19 protein-coding genes and 1 tRNA gene are annotated in these 20,455 nt (G+C 71.5%); 15 read left to right on the forward strand and 5 right to left on the reverse strand.

Annotated features, from left to right (window positions below; translation table 11 throughout):
• Window positions 1-27 precede the first annotated feature (27 nt).
• Window positions 28-103: transfer RNA gene (locus tag BLS99_RS16640), tRNA-Thr, on the forward strand.
• 377 nt (window positions 104-480) lie between these two features.
• Here the strand turns inward: BLS99_RS16640 and BLS99_RS16645 are convergent.
• Window positions 481-2,430, reverse strand: coding sequence for an N-6 DNA methylase (locus tag BLS99_RS16645; protein ID WP_091052186.1), 1,950 nt, complete (start codon window positions 2,428-2,430; stop codon window positions 481-483).
• Window positions 2,431-2,559: 129 nt separating this feature from the next.
• On the opposite strand from BLS99_RS16645, the gene BLS99_RS16650 reads away from it, so the two are divergent.
• The 3 genes from BLS99_RS16650 to BLS99_RS16660 all read left to right on the forward strand — a co-directional run bounded on the left by BLS99_RS16650 (window position 2,560) and on the right by BLS99_RS16660 (window position 7,196).
• On the forward strand, window positions 2,560-3,171 hold the full coding sequence (locus BLS99_RS16650; RefSeq protein WP_091052189.1) for a hypothetical protein: 612 nt from the start codon (window positions 2,560-2,562) through the stop codon (window positions 3,169-3,171).
• A gap of 345 nt (window positions 3,172-3,516) precedes the next feature.
• Window positions 3,517-4,227: a hypothetical protein gene (locus BLS99_RS16655; protein ID WP_091052192.1), complete on the forward strand. Its 711-nt coding sequence runs from the start codon at window positions 3,517-3,519 to the stop codon at window positions 4,225-4,227.
• Window positions 4,228-4,469: 242 nt separating this feature from the next.
• Entirely contained in the window at window positions 4,470-7,196 is a 2,727-nt protein-coding gene (locus tag BLS99_RS16660; RefSeq protein WP_091052195.1) for an AAA domain-containing protein, read from the forward strand.
• On the opposite strand, the gene BLS99_RS16665 is transcribed toward BLS99_RS16660, so the two are convergent.
• Window positions 7,186-7,938 carry a ComEA family DNA-binding protein gene (locus BLS99_RS16665; protein ID WP_091052197.1) on the reverse strand — a complete coding sequence of 251 codons (753 nt, stop codon included), beginning with the start codon at window positions 7,936-7,938 and terminating at the stop codon, window positions 7,186-7,188. The genes BLS99_RS16660 and BLS99_RS16665 overlap by 11 nt on opposite strands.
• Window positions 7,893-9,335 (reverse strand): serine/threonine-protein kinase, encoded by a 1,443-nt coding sequence (locus BLS99_RS27465; RefSeq protein WP_143034841.1) that lies wholly within the window; start codon window positions 9,333-9,335, stop codon window positions 7,893-7,895. Before BLS99_RS27465 ends, BLS99_RS16665 begins: the two co-directional genes overlap by 46 nt.
• Before the next feature lie 367 nt (window positions 9,336-9,702).
• On the opposite strand from BLS99_RS27465, the gene BLS99_RS16675 reads away from it, so the two are divergent.
• The 6 genes from BLS99_RS16675 to BLS99_RS16700 all read left to right on the forward strand — a co-directional run bounded on the left by BLS99_RS16675 (window position 9,703) and on the right by BLS99_RS16700 (window position 14,845).
• On the forward strand, window positions 9,703-10,332 hold the full coding sequence (locus BLS99_RS16675; RefSeq protein WP_176953393.1) for a DUF4272 domain-containing protein: 630 nt from the start codon (window positions 9,703-9,705) through the stop codon (window positions 10,330-10,332).
• A 36-nt stretch (window positions 10,333-10,368) separates the two neighbouring features.
• Window positions 10,369-11,454, forward strand: a complete 1,086-nt coding sequence (locus BLS99_RS16680) for an adenosine deaminase (protein WP_091052204.1) — start codon at window positions 10,369-10,371, stop codon at window positions 11,452-11,454.
• A gap of 23 nt (window positions 11,455-11,477) precedes the next feature.
• On the forward strand, window positions 11,478-12,731 hold the full coding sequence (locus BLS99_RS16685) for an amidohydrolase family protein (RefSeq protein ID WP_091052207.1): 1,254 nt from the start codon (window positions 11,478-11,480) through the stop codon (window positions 12,729-12,731).
• A gap of 759 nt (window positions 12,732-13,490) precedes the next feature.
• Window positions 13,491-14,129 carry a ubiquinone/menaquinone biosynthesis methyltransferase gene (locus BLS99_RS16690; protein WP_091052210.1) on the forward strand — a complete coding sequence of 213 codons (639 nt, stop codon included), beginning with the start codon at window positions 13,491-13,493 and terminating at the stop codon, window positions 14,127-14,129.
• Between the two features lie 99 nt (window positions 14,130-14,228).
• Complete coding sequence (locus BLS99_RS16695) at window positions 14,229-14,435, forward strand: type II toxin-antitoxin system VapB family antitoxin (RefSeq protein WP_091052212.1); 207 nt, start codon at window positions 14,229-14,231, stop codon at window positions 14,433-14,435.
• Window positions 14,432-14,845: a PIN domain nuclease gene (locus BLS99_RS16700; protein ID WP_091052214.1), complete on the forward strand. Its 414-nt coding sequence runs from the start codon at window positions 14,432-14,434 to the stop codon at window positions 14,843-14,845. Before BLS99_RS16695 ends, BLS99_RS16700 begins: the two co-directional genes overlap by 4 nt.
• Window positions 14,846-14,850: 5 nt before the next feature.
• On the opposite strand, the gene BLS99_RS16705 is transcribed toward BLS99_RS16700, so the two are convergent.
• Window positions 14,851-15,711, reverse strand: a complete 861-nt coding sequence (locus tag BLS99_RS16705; RefSeq protein WP_091052216.1) for a dioxygenase family protein — start codon at window positions 15,709-15,711, stop codon at window positions 14,851-14,853.
• 82 nt (window positions 15,712-15,793) lie between these two features.
• Between BLS99_RS16705 and BLS99_RS16710 the strand changes: the two genes are divergently transcribed.
• A complete protein-coding gene (locus BLS99_RS16710; RefSeq protein WP_091052218.1) occupies window positions 15,794-16,255 on the forward strand; it encodes a MarR family winged helix-turn-helix transcriptional regulator in 462 nt (153 codons plus the stop codon).
• A gap of 114 nt (window positions 16,256-16,369) precedes the next feature.
• Here BLS99_RS16710 and wrbA read toward each other — a convergent pair whose 3' ends face one another.
• Entirely contained in the window at window positions 16,370-16,990 is a 621-nt protein-coding gene (gene wrbA / locus BLS99_RS16715) for an NAD(P)H:quinone oxidoreductase (RefSeq protein WP_091052220.1), read from the reverse strand.
• A gap of 447 nt (window positions 16,991-17,437) precedes the next feature.
• Here wrbA and BLS99_RS16720 point away from each other — a divergent pair, with 447 nt between their 5' ends.
• The 4 genes from BLS99_RS16720 to BLS99_RS16735 are packed head-to-tail and all read left to right on the forward strand — an operon-like array spanning window position 17,438 to window position 20,429.
• Window positions 17,438-18,724 (forward strand): geranylgeranyl reductase family protein, encoded by a 1,287-nt coding sequence (locus tag BLS99_RS16720; protein WP_091052222.1) that lies wholly within the window; start codon window positions 17,438-17,440, stop codon window positions 18,722-18,724.
• A gap of 2 nt (window positions 18,725-18,726) precedes the next feature.
• Window positions 18,727-19,086 (forward strand): NADH-quinone oxidoreductase subunit A, encoded by a 360-nt coding sequence (locus tag BLS99_RS16725; protein ID WP_091052225.1) that lies wholly within the window; start codon window positions 18,727-18,729, stop codon window positions 19,084-19,086.
• A 12-nt stretch (window positions 19,087-19,098) separates the two neighbouring features.
• Entirely contained in the window at window positions 19,099-19,734 is a 636-nt protein-coding gene (locus tag BLS99_RS16730) for a NuoB/complex I 20 kDa subunit family protein (RefSeq protein WP_091052228.1), read from the forward strand.
• A complete protein-coding gene (locus BLS99_RS16735; RefSeq protein WP_091052230.1) occupies window positions 19,731-20,429 on the forward strand; it encodes an NADH-quinone oxidoreductase subunit C in 699 nt (232 codons plus the stop codon). Before BLS99_RS16730 ends, BLS99_RS16735 begins: the two co-directional genes overlap by 4 nt.
• Window positions 20,430-20,455: the final 26 nt, after the last annotated feature.

A 20,455-nucleotide genomic window follows, 5' to 3' on the forward strand; every position in this document is an offset into this window, starting at 1 on the left:
TCGCGACCTGGTGAGGGGCGTCGACAGGCCGCTGTAGCTTTAACGGTAGAGCAACTGTCTTGTAAACAGTAGGTTGCGGGTTCGAATCCTGTCAGCGGCTCCAGTTTGCGCTTGTGCCGCAGGTCTTTGATTTGCGGGGCCTGCGGATTTTTTGTTCTTTGGTGCGGGCGCATCGGCTGGGTGCCGATGCGCCCGCGCTTTCTTCACCTCGCGAGGTGTGTCCGGCAGGAGCCGCGCGGGAGTGCACTCCCGCGCGGTCTTCGGGGGCGGCCCCCGGGGTATCCCACATTCACCGCCAGTCCTGCCAGACCGACTCCACCTCCCTCCTCCTCCACCACCACCAGGAGGAAGGTGTTTTTGCTACCAACAATCACAGGTCAGGCCCCTGCTGTACAGGATTGATTTCCCGCCTGTGGATAACTCTGTGGGTTTCGGTGTTCGGGCAGGTCAGGTGGGTGTGGATAACTATGTGAGGGGCTGTCAGTCTTCTGCGGTGACCGCTCCTGACACCAGGCCGGCGGCTGCTTCCGCCGCCAGGGCCTCGGCTTGGCGGCCGGCTGCGGTCAGGGCGGTGCGCAGCTCTTCGAGCCGCGCGAAGGCCGCTCCCCGGCGTTGCTGGTCGTCGAGGGTGAGGCGGGGGATCTTGACCGAGAGGATGCGGCGCTTGGCGCCGGTGGCCGTGCGCTTGGAGGCCGCCGGGAGCCGCGCCGACAGGGCCGCCGCGATCCAGCCGAGGTCGACCGTCGGTTCGCAGGTGATCGTCCACTGGGTCTCGGTGGCGTCGCGGCGGACCCCGATGCGGACCGGCGGTTCGCCGATCGGGTCGACGATCACGCAGCGGACCTCGTCGGCCTCGCCGCCGCCCGGCGCCACGACCAGGTGGCCGTCACGTTCCAGGTCGCCGAGGCTCGTCTCGGGGGCCGACCGCTCGGGGCCGGTGCGGAAGTTCGGGAGGTTGGTCCCCGCGATCTCGTTGAGGCGCGCGCTCAGGGCCGCCGCCGCGTCGCCGATGTCCTCGGCGCCGCCGGACGTGCTGGTGAGATAGACGGCCGGGGACACGTCGACGTCCTCGTCCCACAGACGCATCAGCGGGACCGTCGCGGAGTCGGCGGTGGCGAGGGGCGCATCGGGCGCGGCGGTGAACGCGGCCCAGGCGTCGGCGAAATCGCGGCCGTTGGAGACGAGGAGCTGCGTGGTCTCGCCGCGCGGCGCGAGGACCCATATGTGCGCCTTGGCCTCCGGGTGGTCGACCACGGCCCGCAGCGCCCCCCAGCGCAGGAGTTCGGAGCGGATGCGGCGGCCCGAGCGGCGGTGGGCGACCTGCGCGGGCATCCGGACCACCGCGTACCCGCCCGCGTCGAGGAGCGCCGCGCAATGCAGGGCCCAGGCGAGCTCGGGTTCGGTGCGAGGCGGGGTGCCGTAGGCGAGCCTGGGGTCGGCGCCGTCCGGGAGCTGGTCGTAGCCCCAGTCCTTGAGGTTGAACGGCGGGTCGCAGACGACGAGGTCGTAACGGTTTGCGGGGAGGGGGGTGAGGAGTGAATCCCCCACGTGGACAGCCACTTCCGCAAGGCTGGTGGATTGGCTCGGGGTGGTCGGGCGTTCTTCGGGATCGGTTGTTCTTGGAGAAGGCTTTGGTCCGTTCGCCTCCTGGGGCGGTTCGGTCGTCGCGGCGGACGACTCGTCCTTGGTCGGCTCAGACCGCATTCGGGCGTCGAGGAGGCGGATCCGGCGTTCGGCGATCTTGGCGCGGGCGGCCGAGAGGTCTTGTCCGCCCAGGGCCGCGAAGGGTCCGGCCTTGGCGGTGACCGCCGCGAGGAGGTCGCCCTCGTCGCAGGCGGGATCGAACACGCGCAGGTCGGCGCGGTCGCCGCTGACGGCCGCCGCGATGCTCGCGAGCGGCGCGATCCCCGGCGGCACACCGGTTCCCGCCGCCTCCCGCGCCCGCTCGATGAAGAACTCGAACAGGTCGGAGGCAGGGGTCTGGGCCGCCAGCGCCTGCACTTCGGCGACCAGGTCGGGGTGGGCGGGGGAGGCGTTGCGTCCCTTCCCCCGGTCGTCTTCGGTATTGGCGGGGGTGGTCGTCGGGCCCTCGGCTCCAGTTCCCGACCCGGCGGGATCTCCACTGACGGTGTCCTTGTCGAAGGCCGCCGCCACTTCCTCCAGTGCCGCCTCCGCCGTCGCGTGGGCGCTCGAGAGGCGGAACCAGAGGCGGTCGGCGCCGGTGACGTGGAGTTCGCGGCCGTGGGCTTCGGCCCAGGACTCCAACGCGGACAGGGAGAAGCGGGGGCGCCGGGGGGAGTCGTCGACCGGAGCGGGGAAGTCGGGTTCTCGGCGGCGCCAGTTGCTGACGGCGTTGCGTCCGACCGCGGCGAGGCGGGCCAGGTCGGTCAGCGTGATGGTCTCGCCTGGGCCGGCGTCACGGGTGGTCATGCGGGCTCCTGTCTTGATTTATCGAATCGTAACCCACCCCGCGTTGCGCGGGCTCGACACAGTCTACTAGTCTCGTGAAGTAACTTCACAAGCTTCCAACTGAGAACATCACCCCACGGAAGGTTTCCCATGAACATCGAATTCCCCGAGATCTCGAAGCGCCTCCTCGCCGCGAGCGGCGCCGCCCTCATCGGCCTCGCGGCCCTCTCCGCGTGCAGTGCCGGGGAAGACCCCGCCTCCGACTCCGACGACACCGGCACCGAGGAGTCGGCCGTCGAAGAGGTCGCCGAGGAGGAAGAGGCCGCCACCGGCGACGGCACCAGCCCCGAGTCGCCGCTCCCCGCCGGCTCCGCCGTCGAGATCACCGACTGGACCCTGAACGGCACCGTCGAGCTCGACGCCACCGAGGCCGTCCTCGCCGCCAACGAGTTCAACTCCGAGCCCGCCGAGGGCAACCAGTACGGCCTCATCACCCTCGAAGGCACCTACAACGGCACCGCGACCGGCACCCTCTGGCTCGACGCCACCTTCGGGATCTGGGCCGACGGCACGTTCTACGACAGCATCGACTGCATGAACACCGTCGAGAACGACGTCATGGACACCGCCGAGGTCTCGCCCGGCTCCGACTCCTCCGGCGCCGCCTGCGTTGAGATCCCCACCGGCGCCGAGTCCTACCTCCTCTACTTCGAGGACATCTGGTCGCTCGACGGCACCCAGTACTTCGTCGAGATCGGCTAGTGCACCACCCTCGGCCCGACCGGCCGAGGCCCGAGACCGGAGGGCGCGGAGACCATTGGGCGGACCCCGCGCCCTCCTTTTGCTCGGAACGGACGCCGACGGGCGCAGTGCGACCGTCCGCAACATGCAACAAACCTTGCTGCTTGACCGAATTGCAACCATCGTGATCCTGGTCATGAGCGCTGGCCCGCGTTCTCGAAAATCCTGGAGAACCGCAGGTCAGCGGCCCGCTTCGAACAGCGGTGACGACGTCCGCCGCGTCGGTAGTCGCAGGCTCCGCATATCTTCACGACGAACTCAGGAGCACCGTCGACCCGACAAGCGGTGCCGCATAGAAAGCAGCTGATGAACACGAAACTCGGACCCTTCCGCCGCCTGCTCGCCGTCGGCGGCGTCGCGCTCGCCGGCACCGTCGCCCTCACCGGGTGCAGCCTCCTCGAATCCGCCTCCCCGGACGACACCGAGAGCAACGAGGTCACCGACGAGCAGGCCGACCAGGCCGCGGACGCCGCCCCCGGCGACTGCCTGCCCGAGGTCTACAACGGCCCCGACGCCACCGCGTTCACCGTCGAGTGCGATGCGCCCGAGGCGTTCTGGACCCTCACGGCCATCGAGAAGGACCCGGCCGTCACCGCCTCCGCCGACGGCTCCATCGAGGACCCGTCCGGGATCTACGCCGTCTGCGGCGACGAGGTCAACGCCCAGCTCCCCGGCAAGCCCTGGACCGACTGGGACATGATCTACGACCCGACCAGCCTCAAGGTCGACTACCTGTACTGCATCGAGGCCCTCGGCACCCCGAACGCCGCCGGCGTCACCCCGGTCGTGCCCTCGAACGCCGGCGAGTGCTTCTCCACCGCCGACTGGAACATCGGCGTCTACGACTGCGCCGACCCGCTCGTCGACGCCACCCTCGTGAGCGTCATCGAGGTCGACCAGGCCGAGTGGGAGACCGTCGACTACGACACCCTCGCCAACGAGCAGTGCACCAGCGCCTCCTACGCCCCGGCGATGGACTACTTCGGCCGCACCGCCGCCGTGTTCTGCATCGACTAGCGAAGCGACCACCTGAACGCGCGGCACCCGCCGCGCACACCGGGTCCAGGCCCCGGGGCACCTCCCGCCCCGGGGCCTTTCGCATGCCCCGAACGCAAGCCGCCCCGGAACGCCCGCCCGCGTGAGGGAACCGGTCCCGATCGGATCCGCCCGCGCGATCGGGCCGCGCCCGCCGGGCCCGCGGAGCGGACCGCCCCGCTTTCACGCGACCGGCCGTCGTCCCCCGGCCGTACACTGCCGCCATGGACCCTGCCCGCATCCTGACCGCCCTCGCCGACCTCGCCCCGGTCAACAAGGTCGCCGCCACCGACGTCGACGAGGTCGGCAAGAAGGCCGCCTGGGGCGGCAGCCTCACCACGGTCCCCGGCGCGGCCGAGCTGGCCGCGCACGACGAGCTCCACCGCGACGAGCGGCTGCTGCGGCAGGGCTGGGGGATCGTCACGGGCGTGCACCGCGTCGACGGCAAGCGCCGCCGCCTCGCCGTCCCGCTCGTCACCCGGCCCGTGCGACTCGAAGTGGCCCAGACCGAACCGTTCGACCACAAGATCGTGCCCGCCGGGGACCTCGCTTTCCACCCCAAGCTCGTCGGGACCGAGCACGCCCACCGCCTCGCCGCCGTCCTCGCGCCCGAGCGCGCCGGGGGCGACCTGGCCGACCCCGCCTGGCTCCTCGCCGCCGCCACGGCCGCCGGGTACGCCGTCAACGCCGTCACGCACCGGCCCGATCCCGAAGGCGCGCAACCGGTCGTCCTCGCACGCTCGGTGGTCTACGTGTCGGGTCCCCGCACCGAGTCCGGGCCGATCGGGCAGCGCCTCCACGACTGGGCCGGGCGCCCGGGCCTCGACGCGACCGCACTGGCCGCGATGTACGACGCCGCTGACCGTGCTGCCGAACCCGCTGCGGCCCTTGACGATGCCGACGCCGAGATCCGCTCCCCGCTGCCCCTCGGCGCCGAGCAGGCCGCCGCCGTGCGCAGCGCCCGCACCGCCCCCGTCACCGTCGTGGCCGGCGCGCCCGGGTGCGGGAAGAGCCACACGCTCGCCGCGATCGCCCTCGACGCGGTGGCGCGCGGCCAGTCGGTGCTCATCGCCACCCAGTCGGTGTACGCCGCCGACGTGCTCGCCCGGCTCCTCGACCGCCACCCCGGGCCCGAGCCGATGATGTTCGGCGACACCGAACGCCGCGGCGGCGGCACCGTCGCCACCAGAGCCACAGTGTCCAAGAAGGACGCCGAACTCGCCCGGCGCGGGGCCGCGGACGCCGTGGACCTGCTCCAGCGCGTCGAACGCGCCGCCGCGACCCGCCTCGACATGGAGCGCCGCCGCCTGCGCGCCCTCGACGCGCCCGTGTTCCTCCTCGACGACTTCCCCGGCCTGCGCGACGCCGACCTCGACGCCGTCGAAGCCGCCGCCGCGGCCTCCCGCGGCTCCGGCGGCTGGCCCTGGACCCGCTGGCGCCGCCGCAATGCCAAACGGGAGCTGCTGCGCCGCACCGGGACCGCCGCCGACTCCGCCGCGCTCCAGCGCTGCATCGGCCTCGCCCGCGACCTCCAGGCCATGACCCGCCTCGCCGCCGAGGGCGGCCCGCGCCTCGCACCGCTGTGGCGCAGCCTCGAACAAGCCGACCGCGATGCGGCCCAGGCGATCGGCGCGGCACTGCGCGCCGAGGCCGCCTCCGCCGAGCGCCGCTCCGGCAAGGCCGACCGCGCCCTCGCGGAACTGCGCACCGCCCAGTACCGCGGCGACCAGGCGCAGCGCCGCGCCGTCCTCGAACACGTCGACACCACCGCCCTCATGCGCGCCGTCCCGCTGTGGATCGGGACGATCGCCGACGCCGAGTCGGTCCTGCCCGCCCGCGCCGGCGTGTTCGACCTCGTCATCGTCGACGAGGCCAGCCACGTCAACCAGCTCCGGGCCGCGCCGGTCCTCGCGCGGGCCCGCCGCGCCGTGGTCGCCGGGGACCCCCGCCAGCTCAAGTTCGTGTCCTTCGCGTCCGACGAGAAGCTCTCCCAGGTCCTCGAACGCCATGGGCTGCAAGCGCTCGGCGCGCGCCTCGACACCGGCCGGGTGAGCCTCTACGACCTCGCGTGCGGGGCCGGACCCGTCGTCGAGCTCACCGAGCACCACCGCAGCGTCCCCCACCTCATCGGGTTCTCGGCCGCGAAGTTCTACGGCGGCCGGGTCCGGCCCGTCACCGCGCACCCCCGCGTGCAGCAGACCGACGCGATCACCGTCCACCGCGTCGCCGCCACCGCCGCCGACGAGCAGGGCGTCGTCGCCGCCGAAGTCGACGCGGCCGTGGCGCTCCTGGCCGGCCTGGTCGCGGACGGCGGCCGCGGCCTCGCGGTCCTGTCCCCGTTCCGGGCCCAGGCCGAGGCCATCGAGGCCGCCGTCATGCACCGGTTCGACCTCGACACCATCCGGGCCCAGCGCATCCGCACCGGCACCGTGCACGCCTTCCAGGGCAGCGAGTCCGAGACCGTCATCGCCGCCCTCGGCGTCGCCCCCGGCGACCCCGCCGGGCGCAAGCGGTTTCTGGCGGGCGCGAACCTGTTCAACGTCATGGTCACCCGCGCCCGCGAGCACCTGCACGTCGTCACCGCCCTCGACGCCCCGGGCGGGCTCGTGGGGGAGTTCCTCGACTACGCCGACCGCGCCCCCGGCGCCCTCCCCGGCGACGGCGCCGAAGGCGAGTGGTGCGTCAAACTCGCGGGCGCGCTCTCCGGCGCCGACGCGACCGTGCGGCACGGATACCCCGTGGGGCACTGGAAGATCGACCTCGTCGTGGGTGAAGGGGACGCCGCGTTCGGCGTCGTCTGCGCCGTCCACCCCGACGGACCTCGCGCCCACCTCGAACGCCACCGGGCGCTGCGCCGGGCCGGATGGCGGCTCGTGGACGCGTTCCCCTCCACCTACACCGACGACGCGGCCCGCGCCGCGGTCGACGTGCTCGCCGAACTCAGGGGATGAAGACGCAGTACTCGCGCAGGTGGTGCTCGAACGTCGGGCTGATCTCGATCACGAGCATCACCTCGCCGAGGCTCGCGAACGGCCCCGACCGCTCCACCCACTCCTGGATCTGCCGGGCGCTGCGCTCGGTGACCCCCGGCAGCGCCGTGAGCACGTGCAGGGGCGCGTGGTTGACGTCGACCAGGCCGCCGTCGTCGAACTGGCGCGGCAGGTCCGGGCGGCCGATCGCCAGCCGCTTGGCGAGCATCGGGTCCGCCTCGGCGGTGCGCCGCGCCTGCTCGCGGAGCTTCCGGGCCCGGTCGAGGACCTCGGCGTTCGACAGGTGCGCCACCGGCACCCGCGGGCGTTCCTGTGCGGCCCAGACCTTCCCGCGGATCACCAGGAGCTGCGCGGTGGCGCCCACCGAGGTGATGCAGATCGAGACCGTGAACAGCGTCTGCGCCCAGAGCGGCGCCGGGTACTCGTGGGCGCCGATGACGCCGCAGCCGGCGATGATCAGCGCCGAGTGGAGGACCAGGGCGGCGACGGTGAGGTTGTCGCGGCGCCGGCCCATGGCGATGCCGAACGAGACCGGCGCGGCGAACCCGCACGTGAGCAGCGGCGCCAGGGCCCACAGGTAGGTGCCGATCCGCCCGAGGCGGTACCGGGTCTGCTGCTTCCCGTGGTCGATCGGAGGGGCGTAGGGACCGGGGGCGGTCATCGAGGAGGACTCCCAGGCGAGGCGGTGGGCTGCGACGGCCACCCGGGACTCGCCTGGGGCGGTGCGGACCAGGCCCGCAGCAGCCGTTCGGCTTCGATGGTATCGGCATCGGCGGGGCCGAGCGCGGCGGCCATCTCCTGGACGAGCCCGGCGAGGCGGCGGTGCGCCTCGGGGCCGGAGCCGACGGCGGCGAGCATGTCGACCTCGACCCGGCGCGAGCGCAGGACGGGGCGGGCGCGCTCGCCCATGAGGCGGCGCTGGCGCTCGATGACGCTCGAGAGCCCGGCGAGGGCGCTGGCGGCGTTCCCAAGGGCCGCAAGGCACTGGGCGGCCCGGACCTGGCAGTGGAGGGCGAGGGCGGGGTCGGGGGTCTCGAAGTCCTTGGCGAGCGAGCGGAACACGCGCAGCGCCGTGTTGTAGTCGCCGGCGCCGTACGCGTGGTCGGCCTCGGCGATGCGCTCGGCCCCGCGGTCGGGGGCGGCCGGCGCGGCGGCGAGGTCGACGGCCTCGGCGGCGACGCGGGCGGGCGCGAGCGGGGCGCGGAACGGCCACGTGGGGTCGCCGCAGTCGCGGGTCGGCGCGGCCGACGCCGGTGCGGCGGCGAGGAGCCCGACGAGGCGCAGGTAGACCGCGGCGGCGTCGGAGCCGCGGTCGGCCGGCTCCTTGGACAGGAGCCGGGAGACGAGGCCGTCGAGTTCGGCGGGGAGGTCGGGCCGCTTGCGGCGCACCGGGTCCGGCAGCTCCTTGAGGTGGGCGGTCTGCACCTCGTAGGCCGAGCCGCGGTCGGCGAACAGCCGCTCGCCCGTGGCCATCTCGTAGAGGAGCGCGCCGAGCGCGTACAGGTCGGTCGCGGGCCCGGCGGGCTGCGCGCGGATCTGCTCGGGCGCCATGTAGTTGAGGGTGCCGGGCTTGTCGCCGGTGGCGGTGAGGCGCGCGGCGTCGAGGTCGAGGACCGCGGCGATGCCGAAGTCGACCACGTGGACCAGGCCGGCGGGGCCCACGATGATGTTGGCGGGCTTGAGGTCCCGGTGGATGACCTGCTTGGCGTGGGCGGCCTCGAGGACGGACGCGAGCTGCGCGCCCACGGCGAGGGTCCAGTCCGCGGGGAGGGGACCGGTCTCGTCCAGGAGGTCGCGGAGGTTGAGGCCGGGCAGGTAGGCCATGGCGAGGAAGAGCTCGCCCGAGTGGTCGTCGAGCCCGGCGTCGAAGATCGCCGGGACGCCCGGGTGGCCGATCTGGGCGGTGACGCGGGCCTCGCGGCGGAACCGGGCGGCCGCCTCGTACCGCTGGGGGCCGTCGAGGAGGTCCGGTTTGACGAGTTTGACGGCGATCTCGCGGTCGAGTTGCTGGTCGACGGCCTGCCAGACGCGGCCCATGCCGCCCGCGCCGATCGGGCGGACCAGTTGGTACCGGTTCGCTACGACTTGGAGACTGCTCACGTCCTAAGGATGCCGGGCGGCCGGGGCGGACCGGCGGCCGGACCCCGGCGGTGCGGCCCCGGGGCTACTCGAAAGTAGGTTCTGATGGGCACCGGTTCGAACAGGTGTCGAATGGCAGCAGTCACAAGGCGGTCAATCCGCCCCTCCGGACACTTGCGACTCGCGACCGGATCAGTGAAACACCTGCGTAACACGTGTATGGAACCTGTACTAATTCCGTGGCCCACGTTGACTCCGCCGTGTGTCGGACGCTACAGTTCTTCACAACCACCCCCACCGAGTGAACGCGCACTCACCCCCGCAGGTGAACCCCAAAGTGGTAGGGAGCCCCATGCCGACGGTGACCTCAGATCCCCGAACCCTTCGTATGCGCACTGTGGACGGCCTGGGCGCGCTCGGCATACCGGCGCCGCCCGCGCAGCTCCCGCTGCCCTTCCCCGAGGGGCGCCTGCCGCGGCTGCGCCCGCGCGGGCACGTGGAGGCGCGGGCCGCGATCCTCAACATCGTGCAGGCGCGCGTGTTCGACATGCCCGAGGAGCTCGCGATGCGGTGGCTCCTCGACGCGCACGTCCTCGACCACCTCGCCCCCGACGAATGGGGCTTCATCGCGTGCGGCCGGGGCGACCGCGGCCGGTACGCCGACCAGCTCGAGAGCCTGTACACCGTCTCGTGGCTGCTCGGCCTGGTCGACCACCTCGACCCGGGCGTCCCGTGCTCCGAGGAGCTGCCCGAGCTCCTGCCGGACCTGCGCCGCCCCGAGTCCTTCGGGTCCTGGCGCGACCGCCAGCTCACGCCCACGCGCGACCCCGGGGTGGTCGCGGAGATGCTCGACTTCTACTACTGCCTCGACTGGGTGTGCGACCAGTCGCGGCGCTCGGGCCAGCCGCTGCCGCGCGGCGTGGACGACAACCTGGTGTGGCACCGGCGCTGGGCCCTGGAGTGGGCCGTGGTCTTCGACAACGAGCGACCCGTCCACTGGGACGAGGTCCGCCTGTGAGGGCGGCCCGCGAAACCGCCTGACTATATTCATGGGATGAATTCGAAGCTCACTCTCGACCAGCTCGTCGCGGCCCCCAAGGTCGTCCTCCACGAGCACCTCGACGGCGGCGTGCGCCCGCAGACGCTCATCGAGATCGCCGACGAGATCGGCCACGAGCTGCCCGCCACCGAGGCCGGCGCGCTCGCCGACTGGTTCTTCGACGCCGCCGACTCCGGCACCCTCGCCCGCTACCTGGAGACCTTCGACCACACGATCGCCGTGTCCCAGCAGGCCGACCACTGCTTCCGGATCGCCTCCGAGGCCGCGCAGGACCTCGCCGCCGACGGCGTCGTCTACGCCGAGCTCCGGTACGCCCCCGAGCAGCAGCTCCGGGGCGGCCTCTCCCTCGAAGCGGTCGTCGAGGCCACCCTCGCGGGCTTCGCGGAGGGCGAGCGCCTCGCCGAGAAGGCCGGGCACCCGATCAAGGCCCGCACCATCCTCTGCGGGATGCGCCACGCCGACCGCACCCTCGAGGTCGCGAAGCTCGCGACCGCCTACCGCGACAAGGGCGTCGTCGGCTTCGACATCGCCGGCGGCGAGATCGGCAACCCCGCCGAGGCCCACCTGCCCGCGTTCGAGTACCTGCGCCGCGAGAACATGCCGTTCACCATCCACGCCGGCGAGTCGGTCGGCCCCGAGTCGATCCGGGGCGCGGTCTCGGTCTGCGGCGCCAACCGCATCGGCCACGGCGTCCAGCTCATCAAGGACATCGACCTCACCGGGGACGAGGCGAAGCTCTCGAACCTCGCGCACTACATCCGCGACCGGCGCATCGCCCTGGAGGTCTGCCCGTCCTCGAACCTCCAGACCGAGGGCGCCGAGTCCATCGAGACGCACCCCATCAAGGACCTGTACGACCTCGGGTTCCGCGTCACCGTCAACAACGACAACCGGCTCATGAGCCGCACCCGCACCTCCCGCGAGTTCCACCTGCTCGCCGAGACCTTCGGGTGGGGCTGGGCCGAGGTCCGCCGCTGCACCGAGAACGCCGTCAAGGCCGCGTTCCTGCACCACCCCGAGCGCCGGGCGCTGCTCGAGGACGTGGTCCGACCCGCGTACGCGGCGCTGGAATCCGCATAGGAGTCCTGAGTAAGCTCAGGCCCATGCACGTTTACACCGCCCCTGTCGTCGTCCCCCTCGCGGGCGAACCGATCCGGGAGGGCGCGGTCGGGGTCGACGGCGGGCGGATCGCCTACGTCGGCCCCGCCGCCGGCGCCCCCGAAGCCGACGAGACCACCGCCTTCGACGGCGTCATGACGCCCGGCCTGGTCAACGCCCACACCCACCTGTGCTACACCGCGTTCGCCGACATGTACGGCAACGAAAAAGAGTTCTTCGAGTGGATCCAGGAGTTCGCCCGGCGCAACCCCGAGACCGCCGACGAGGTCTGGAAGGACTCGGTCCAGCAGGGCATCGACGAGTCCCTCGCGCACGGCGTCACCGCCGTCGCCGACATCGTCACCCCCGCCGCCGGGTTCGCGCCCCTCCTCGCCTCCGACCTCGCCGGCGTCGCCTACTGGGAGGCCGTCTTCATCGACGAGGCCGCCTGGGAGGTCCGCCGCAACGCCTGGCGCGAGGTCGTCACCGACACCCGCGCCGTCAACAACTCCGACGTCGCCGTCGGCATCAGCCCCCACACGCTCTACACGCTCGGCACCAACGTCGGCAAGGGCCTCGCCGAACTCGCGCGCACCCTCGACATCCGCCTCCACCCCCACCTCGCCGAGACCATGCACGAGGACATGTTCGTGCGCCGCGGCTCCGGCCCGTTCGCGTTCATGAACCGCCGCGCCGGACTCGACCTGGAGATCGCCGACGGCGGCACCGGGCACTCCCCGGCCGTCCAGATGGACAAGGTCGGCTGGCTCGGCGCCGACGCCCACGTCGCCCACGGCGTCCACCTCGACAAGGCCGACCGGGAGCTGCTGCGCGCCAAGGGCACCGCCGTCGCCCTCTGCGCCCGCTCCAACGCCCGCCTCGAAGCCGGCGAGCCGCCCGTCGCGGCCCTGCGCGCCGAGGGGAACACCGTCGCGGTCGGCACCGACTCGCGCGCCTCCGCCCCCGACCTCGACGTCGCCGCCGAATGGCCCGTCCTGCGCCGGCTCGCCCTCGCCCAGGGCGACGGCGGCGAGGGCCTGAACGAATGGCTCGTCCGCGCCGCCACGCAAGGCGGCGCCAAGGCCCTCGGCCGCGACGACATCGGGGTCCTCAAGGAGGGCGCCCGCGCCGACCTCGCCGTCTTCGCCGTCGACACCGACGCCGACCCGTACGCCGCCCTCGTCACCGGCGCCGCCGGGAACTGCACCGCCACCGTGCTCAAGGGCGCCCTCGTCGAGGGCCGTCCCACAGAGCGGTAGATCCGTCCCAGGAGATAACACTTCGATCTCGACGCTTGCCGAGCGGCCAGTCCATCCGCGATGCTGAAAGAGGCCCGTGTTGTTCACGGAGCCTTACGTCTCGATTCACCGGAGAGGTCCCCGCCTCTCCGGGTATCCCCTGGAGAAGGCGGGGCGCGCACGGCGCGCCCCGCCGCCGCTCTTCCACCGCCGTTCACTCCGCGGACACCGCCCGGATGCGGAATTGTAAGCCTAAACCCCCTCCAACCACGGGTTTCGGGCTCATCGTGACGACTCGACCGCCCGTTGTGACGGCGCCCACCTGCTAGTTATCGGATGGGTTACGCGCGATAACGGTTCGGCTTCATAGATCGACATCACAGCCTGCATGCGTCAAGCTCATCGTGTAGCGCACGCCGCACTCGGGGGATCTCTCAGCGTCATCCCAGACTGGGACGCGGCGGTCGCGCCGGGTCCCATCGACGACGAGGAGGCGCAGTGACCGGAACCCCGACCGTCCCGGCTCCCCGTGCCGCCCAAGCGGTTCCGACGGACCCCAGCGAAGCACCCTCTCCGGGCGAGCGCGCGGCCACTCCCTGCTCCCTCAAGGCCGCACGCGACGCGTAGCCCCTGCGCGCGCCCGATTTAACCCCTTGATCCGCCGGGGCCCACACCGACAGGGCTCCGGCGGATTTTCTCTGCGGGGTGTGCGAGGCTGTCGGGGTGATCGAGGCGAACGAAGCGAATACCCCGCGTAAAGAACCCGGCCGCATCGCGGCGATGTTCGACCGCGTCGCGCCGAACTACGACCGCGCCAACACCGTCATGGTCGCCGGCCAGGACAAGCGCTGGCGCCGCGCCGTGCGCGAGGCCCTGAGCCTCCAGCCCGGCGAGCGGTGCCTGGACCTCGGGGCCGGGACGGGCGTCTCCACCGTCGAGCTCGCCAAGTCCGGCGCCGACGTCATCGGGGTCGACTTCTCCCTCGGGATGCTCCAGGCGCACCAGGACCGCCAGGTCCCGCTCGTGAACGCCGACGCGCTGCACCTGCCGTTCGCCGACAACACGTTCAACGCCGTCACCGGGTCCTTCTTCATTCGCAACGTCGCCGACCTCGACGCCTGCCTCGCCGAGATCCTGCGCGTCCTCGCGCCCGGCGGCCGCATGGTGCTGTGCGAGGTCTCCACGCCCGTGTGGAAGCCGTACCGCAAGGCCCACGGGGTGTTCGTCAAGCACGTCCTCCCGAAGGTCGCCGGCCGCGTCGGCTCCGACGCCGACGCCTACCGCTACCTCTCCGAGTCCACGCTCCAGTGGCCCGCGCAGTCCGACTTCGCCGACCGCATCGTCAAGGCCGGCTACCGCAAGGTCGCCTGGAGGAACCTCGCCGGCGGCGCCGTCGCCATGCACCGCGGCTTCAAGTAGCGGCCGGGCCCGCCTCCCCGCGCCCGCGTACGCCTACTCGGACCTATACGGGTCTATACTGAAGTAGGCAGTGCGTATGTCCAGTCGGAGGTGAGTCGGATGTCCAAGACGACGGTAGACATCAATACCGACCAGATGGAGCGGGCCCAGGCGATCCTGGGGACCTCGACCATCAAGGAGACGATCGACGTCGCCATCCGCCGCGTGATCGCCGAAGAGGCCCGCGAGCAGTTCATCGATCTCGCGTCCACTGGCTACTTCGCCGAACTCGCCGACCCCGAGGTGCGGCGGAAGCTGCGGTCGTGACGGGATACCTGGGCGACACGAGCGCGCTGTCCCGCTGGGGCCTGGAGCCGGTCAAGGCCCGGCTCGACCCGCTGCACCGCCGGGGGCTGATCTCCATCTGCGACGCGACCGAGTTCGAGATGCTCTTCTCCGCCCGCGACCGGGCTGAGCGGGACCGCGTCAAATCGATGCTGATCGCGGCGTTCCCGTGGGTGCCTATGGGCGACAACGTGTTCGCCGACGCGCTCGAACTCCAGCAGCGGCTCACCGACACCGGCAAGCACCGCTGCGCGTCTCTGGTCGACGCCATGCTCGCGGTCGTGGCCGCGCGTGAGGGCCTCGTGATCCTGCACTACGACCGCGACTTCGCGACCATCGCCGGGATCACCGGCCAGCCGGTCGAATGGGTCGTCGAGCCCGGCACCGTCTGATACGCCTAGGCCAGCTGGAAGCTGCGCTTCGAGAGGCCGAACCAGTAGCCGTCAATCACCGTCTCGGCGGGCTGCTCCTGGTCGGCGGCGGCGCCGTAGGTGACGAAGAGCGGGATGTAGTGGTCGACGGTGGGGTGCGCGTAGGGCATCCCCGGGGCCTGGGACCGGTAGCGGGCCAGCTCCTCGATGTCGCCCCGCGCCAGGGCCTCCGAGGCCCAGACGTCGAAGTCCGCCGACCAGCCGGGCACCCGGTCGGGGTGGTGGAAGTCCACGTACGGCAGCCCGTGCGTCATGAACCCCGAGCCCACGACGAGGTAGCCCTCCTCGCGCAGGGGCCGCAGGCGCTTCCCGATGTCCATCAGGCGGTCCGGGTCGTGGCTGGGGATCGAGAGCTGGAGGACCGGGACGTCGCCGTGCGGGTACATGACCTTGAGCGGCACCCACGCGCCGTGGTCGAGCCCGCGGCTCGCGTGCCGGTGCAGCGGTTCGGAGTCGGGCATCGCCGCGGCCACGCGGTCGGCCATCGCGGTCGCGTCGGGGGTCGCGTACGCCATCTTGTAGTACCGCTCGGGGAAGCCCCCGAAGTCGTACACCAGGGGTGTGCCCGGGTCGGGGCTGGAGATCATGAGCGGCGCGGCCTCCCAGTGGGCCGAGACGATGAGGATGCCCTTGGGCTTCGGCAGCCCCTGCGCCCACGCGAAGAGCGCGTCCATCCACTCGGCCTCGTCGAACAGCGGCGGCGCGCCGTGGCTCAGGTAGAGGGCCGGCAGCGCCCCGTCGGCGTCGGTCCAGTCGCGGCGCTCGGCCGCGCGCGGCGCGGTCGTCTCCAGGAAGGCGTCGAACGCGGCGCCGGGATGGGTGGCCATGGGAACTCCAGTCTCTTGAACCTTCAATGAAAAGGATACTCGGGTTGCTTGATGTATCAAGTAGTGAAGTTAAGCTTGGGACATGAGTGATGAGGCGCCGTGGCTCGACGACGAGGAGATGGCGGCGTGGCTGCCGCTGATCGGCCTGGTCATGCGCCTGCCCGGCGCGCTCGACCACTCGCTGCGCCGCGACGTGGGCCTGAGCCACTTCGAGTACGGCGTCCTCGCGGTGCTGGAGCAGGCCGAGGACCACACCATGCGGATGAGCGACCTCGCGTACCTGTGCAACGGCTCGCTCTCGCGCCTCTCGCACGTCGCCCGGCGGCTCGAGGGCGACGGCCTCCTGCGCCGCTACGCCTGCCCCACCGACGGGCGCTCCACGCTCGCGACGCTCACCGACGGCGGCCGCGAACTGCTCGGGAACGCCGCCCCCGGCCACGTCCGCACCGTGCGCTCGCTCATCTTCGACGAGCTCTCCCGCGACGAGGTCAGACTCCTGGGCGACATGGCCGAGCGCATCGTCGCCCGCATCCAGGACCAGTAGCCGCAACGCCTGGACACGGCACCGCCTTGGCAGACGACCGTGCCGCGAATACGACGACGCCCGGCCCGTTCCCGCAGGTGCCCTTGGGAATCGGACCGGGCGTTCGCGGCGGTGCTATCCGGCGATCGCGGCGCGGCCGGCCTTGAGGGCGGCGGCGGTGGCGACGACGCGCTCGGCCTGGGCGGTCGCCCCGGCGAGGGTCTGCTCGTCGATGTCGTAGCCGTTCCAGTGCGAGACGCCGTACGGCGAGGCGTTCGCGAACAGGGTCTCGTTCGCGTAGCCGGGGGCGACGATGATGCCGCCGAAGTGGTGGAACGAGTTGTAGAGCGCCAGCAGCGTCGACTCGTTGCCGCCGTGCTTGCCGGAGGCCGCGGCGAAGCCGGAGTAGACCTTGTCGGCGAGCTGGCCCTGGAACCACTGCGGGCCGAGGGTGTCGAGGAACTGCTTGAGCTGCGCCGCGACGTTGCCGTAGCGGGTCGGGGAGCCCATCACGACGGCGTCGGCCCAGACGACGTCGTCCGCGGTGGCCACCGGGATCTCCTGGATCGCCTCGTAGTTCGCGGCCCAGGCCGGGTTCGAGTCGATCGCGGCCTGCGGGGCCAGCTCGGTGACGCGGCGCAGCCGCACCTCGGCGCCGGCCTTCTCGGCGGACTCGGCGAGCTGCTTCGCCAGCGCGGTGACGTTGCCGGTGGCCGAGTAGAAGATCACGGAGACCTTGACGGGCTCGACGGTCATGTTCTGCCTCTTCTTCCAGGAAAGCTTCAGGTAGTTCAGATTTGAATTACCCATCGACCATAGCGGTGCGAATGGTGAAGTTCAAATTTGAACCATGTGGCGCTCGCCACTTGATGCCCCTTTTGCGAATCAGCCCCGCGGGGGAGTGGCCGCGATCATCGCTCGTGTTACGAGAGTGTTTCCAAGCATCGACAGTGGCGAGGTGCATCAACTGTCGGCTTTATCACTCGCGCTCGCGTCGCCACCTCAGCCGCTCCCATCGCTCCCGCAACTCTGGTTCAAGTACGTGCGTACGGCTCGTGACCTCGAATAATGACAACTTAGGCGGACCTAAGTGACTGGGTGTGGATATCGAAGTTCTAGACTGGCTGCAAACGCTTGTGAAGATCTTCACAAGCGGGTTGGTCGTGTAAAGGATCACCACCCCATCCGCCTGAGAGGACGCCCGTGACCACTCACGCAACCCCGGATGCCGACGTCATCGTCGTCGGTGCCGGGCCCGGTGGTTCGGCCGCAGCCCACCACCTGGCCGCCCGGGGCCTCGACGTCCTGCTGCTGGAGAAGACCCGCTTCCCCAGGGAGAAGGTCTGCGGCGACGGCCTGACGCCCCGCGCCGTCGCGCAGCTGCTCAAGATGGGCGTCGACACCTCCGAGGCCGCCGGCTGGATCCGCAACCGGGGCCTGCGCGTCGTCGCCGACGACATCGCCATCGAGCTGGACTGGCCCGCGCTGGACCACTTCCCCGACTACGGCCTCACCCGCACCCGGTACGACTTCGACCAGCTCCTGGCCGACAAGGCCGTGGAGGCCGGCGCGAAGCTGCTCACCGGCGCCAAGGTCACCGCGCCGCTGTTCGACCTCGCCGGCCGCGTCTGCGGCGTCACCGCGGTCCGGGACGGCGAGACGCTGACGTACAGGGCCCCCTTGGTGATCGCCGCCGACGGCGTCTCCGGGCGCCTCGCGCTCTCGCTGGGCCTGAAGCGGGACGAGAAGCGCCCCATGGGGGTCGCGGTCCGCCAGTACTACAAGTCCGCGGCCAAGCACGACGACCAGTACCTGGAGTCGTGGCTGTCGCTGCGCACCGCCGCCGAGCCGGACGTGCTCCAGCCCGGGTACGGCTGGATCTTCGGCCTGGGCGACGGCCGCGTCAACGCCGGCCTGGGCGTCCTCAACTCCTCCGAGGGCTACGGGAAGACCGACTACCGCGCGCTCCTGCGGGACTGGCTCGCGAACACCCCCGAGGAGTGGGGCCTGGCCGACGAGGCCAACGCCGACGGGCCCGTCCGCGGCGCCGCGCTCCCCATGGGCTTCAACCGGACCCCGCACTACAGCCGCGGGCTCATGCTCGTGGGCGACTCGGGCGGGATGGTGAACCCGTTCAACGGGGAGGGCATCGCGTACGCGATCGAGGCCGGCGAGGTCGCCGCCGCGGTCGTCGCCGAGGCGCTGCGGTCCCCGAGCGTCCCGCGGCGGGAGGCGGTCCTGCGGACCTACGCCGACCGCATGGACGACCTGTGGGGCTCCTACTACCGGATGGGCGGGATCTTCACCCACCTCATCGGCAAGCCCGCGGTCATGAAGCTGTGCACCGAGCACGGCCTGAAGCGTCCGGCGCTCATGCGCGTCGTATTGAAACTGCTCGCGAACCTCACCGACCGGCCCGGTCGGGACGCCGCCGACCGGATCGTCAACGGCATGCGGTTCGTCACTCCGACTCTCGGAAGGAGGCTCTGAGGATGGAAGTCTACGTACCGGTCGTCATCATGCTCGCGATCGGCATCGGGTTCGGCATCGTCTCGGCCGTCGGCTCGCGGATCGTCGGTCCGCGCCGCGAGAACCGCGCGAAGTACGACCCCTACGAGTGCGGCATCGAGCCCGCGCCCGCCACGTCGGGCCCCACGAAGTTCCCGGTGAAGTTCTACCTCACCGCCATGCTGTTCATCGTCTTCGACATCGAGATCATCTTCCTCGTGCCGTGGGCGGTCCACCACGACGTGCTCGGGATCTTCGGGTTCTGGGCCGTGCTGATGTTCATCGCCGCGCTGTTCGTCGCCTACGCGTACGAGTGGCGCCGCGGCGGACTGGACTGGGATTAGAGGCACCGAACCATGGGTGTAGAAGAGAAGCTCCCGCAAGGCATCATCCTCACCACCGTCGAGGCGCTGGTGAACTGGACGCGCCGGGCCTCCATGTGGCCGGCCACGTTCGGGCTCGCCTGCTGCGCGATCGAGATGATGGCCACCGGCGCGGCCCGCTACGACACCGGCCGCTTCGGCATGGAGGTCTTCCGGGCCTCCCCCCGCCAGGCCGACCTGATGATCGTGGCCGGGCGGGTGAGCCAGAAGATGGCGCCCGTCCTGCGCCAGATCTACGACCAGATGTCGGAACCGAAGTGGGTCCTGTCGATGGGCGTGTGCGCCACCTCCGGCGGCATGTTCAACAACTACGCGATCGTGCAGGGCGTCGACCACGTCGTCCCCGTCGACATGTACCTCCCCGGGTGCCCGCCCCGGCCCGAGATGCTGCTCGACGCGATCCTCAAGCTCCACGAGAAGGTCCAGCACGAGCCGCTGGGCGAGAAGCGCAAGCAGGCGCTCGCCGACCTCCCCGAGCCGCTCATCAAGCCCGGTGCGATGCCCTCCTCCTACCGCTTCGACAAGCAGCGCAAGAAGGAGTGGACCGAGGCCGTCAAGGCCGGCACCGAGGAGCAGCTGCGCATCACCAAGGCGGTGGCGAAGCGATGAGCGACGAACACGGCACCGGCACCGGCGAGGACGTCCAGGGCGGCGTCCAGCCGGTCGGCATGCAGCGCAAGGGCCTCTTCGGCGCCGCCGACTCCGGCGACACCTCCGGGTTCGGCGGCCTCGTGCAGGCGACGCCCCTGGGGGCCGAGGTCGTCTCCACGGCCGAACCGCTCGGCGGGTACTTCGACGAGATCCTCGCGGCACTGCGCGAACTGCTCGGCGAGGACGTGGTCCGCGCGGTCGTCGTCGACCGCGGCGAGCTGACGGTCTACATCGCGCCCGACCGCACCGAGGACGTGTGCCGGGTCATGCGCGACGACGAGAGCCTGCGCTTCGAGCTGTGCAACTCCGTGTCCGGAGTGGACTACCCGGACCGGCGCAACCGGCTCCACGTGGTCTACCACCTGACCTCCATGACCTACCGGCGCCGGGTCCGCCTGGAGACCGCGGTGGGCCTGGACAACCCGGTCGTCCACTCGGTCACCTCGGTCTACCCGACCGCCGACTGGCAGGAGCGCGAGACCTGGGACATGTTCGGCGTGGTCTTCGAGGGCCACCCGCACCTGACCCGCATCCTCATGCCCGACGACTGGGAGGGCCACCCCCAGCGCAAGGACTACCCGCTCGGCGGCATCGCGGTCGAGTACAAGGGCGCCCACATCCCGCCCCCGGACGAGCGGAGGTCGTACAAGTGACCCGGACGCAGCCATGGGGGGTGCGG

It is taken from the genome of Glycomyces sambucus, assembly GCF_900102815.1.
Taxonomy (GTDB): domain Bacteria; phylum Actinomycetota; class Actinomycetes; order Mycobacteriales; family Micromonosporaceae; genus Glycomyces; species Glycomyces sambucus.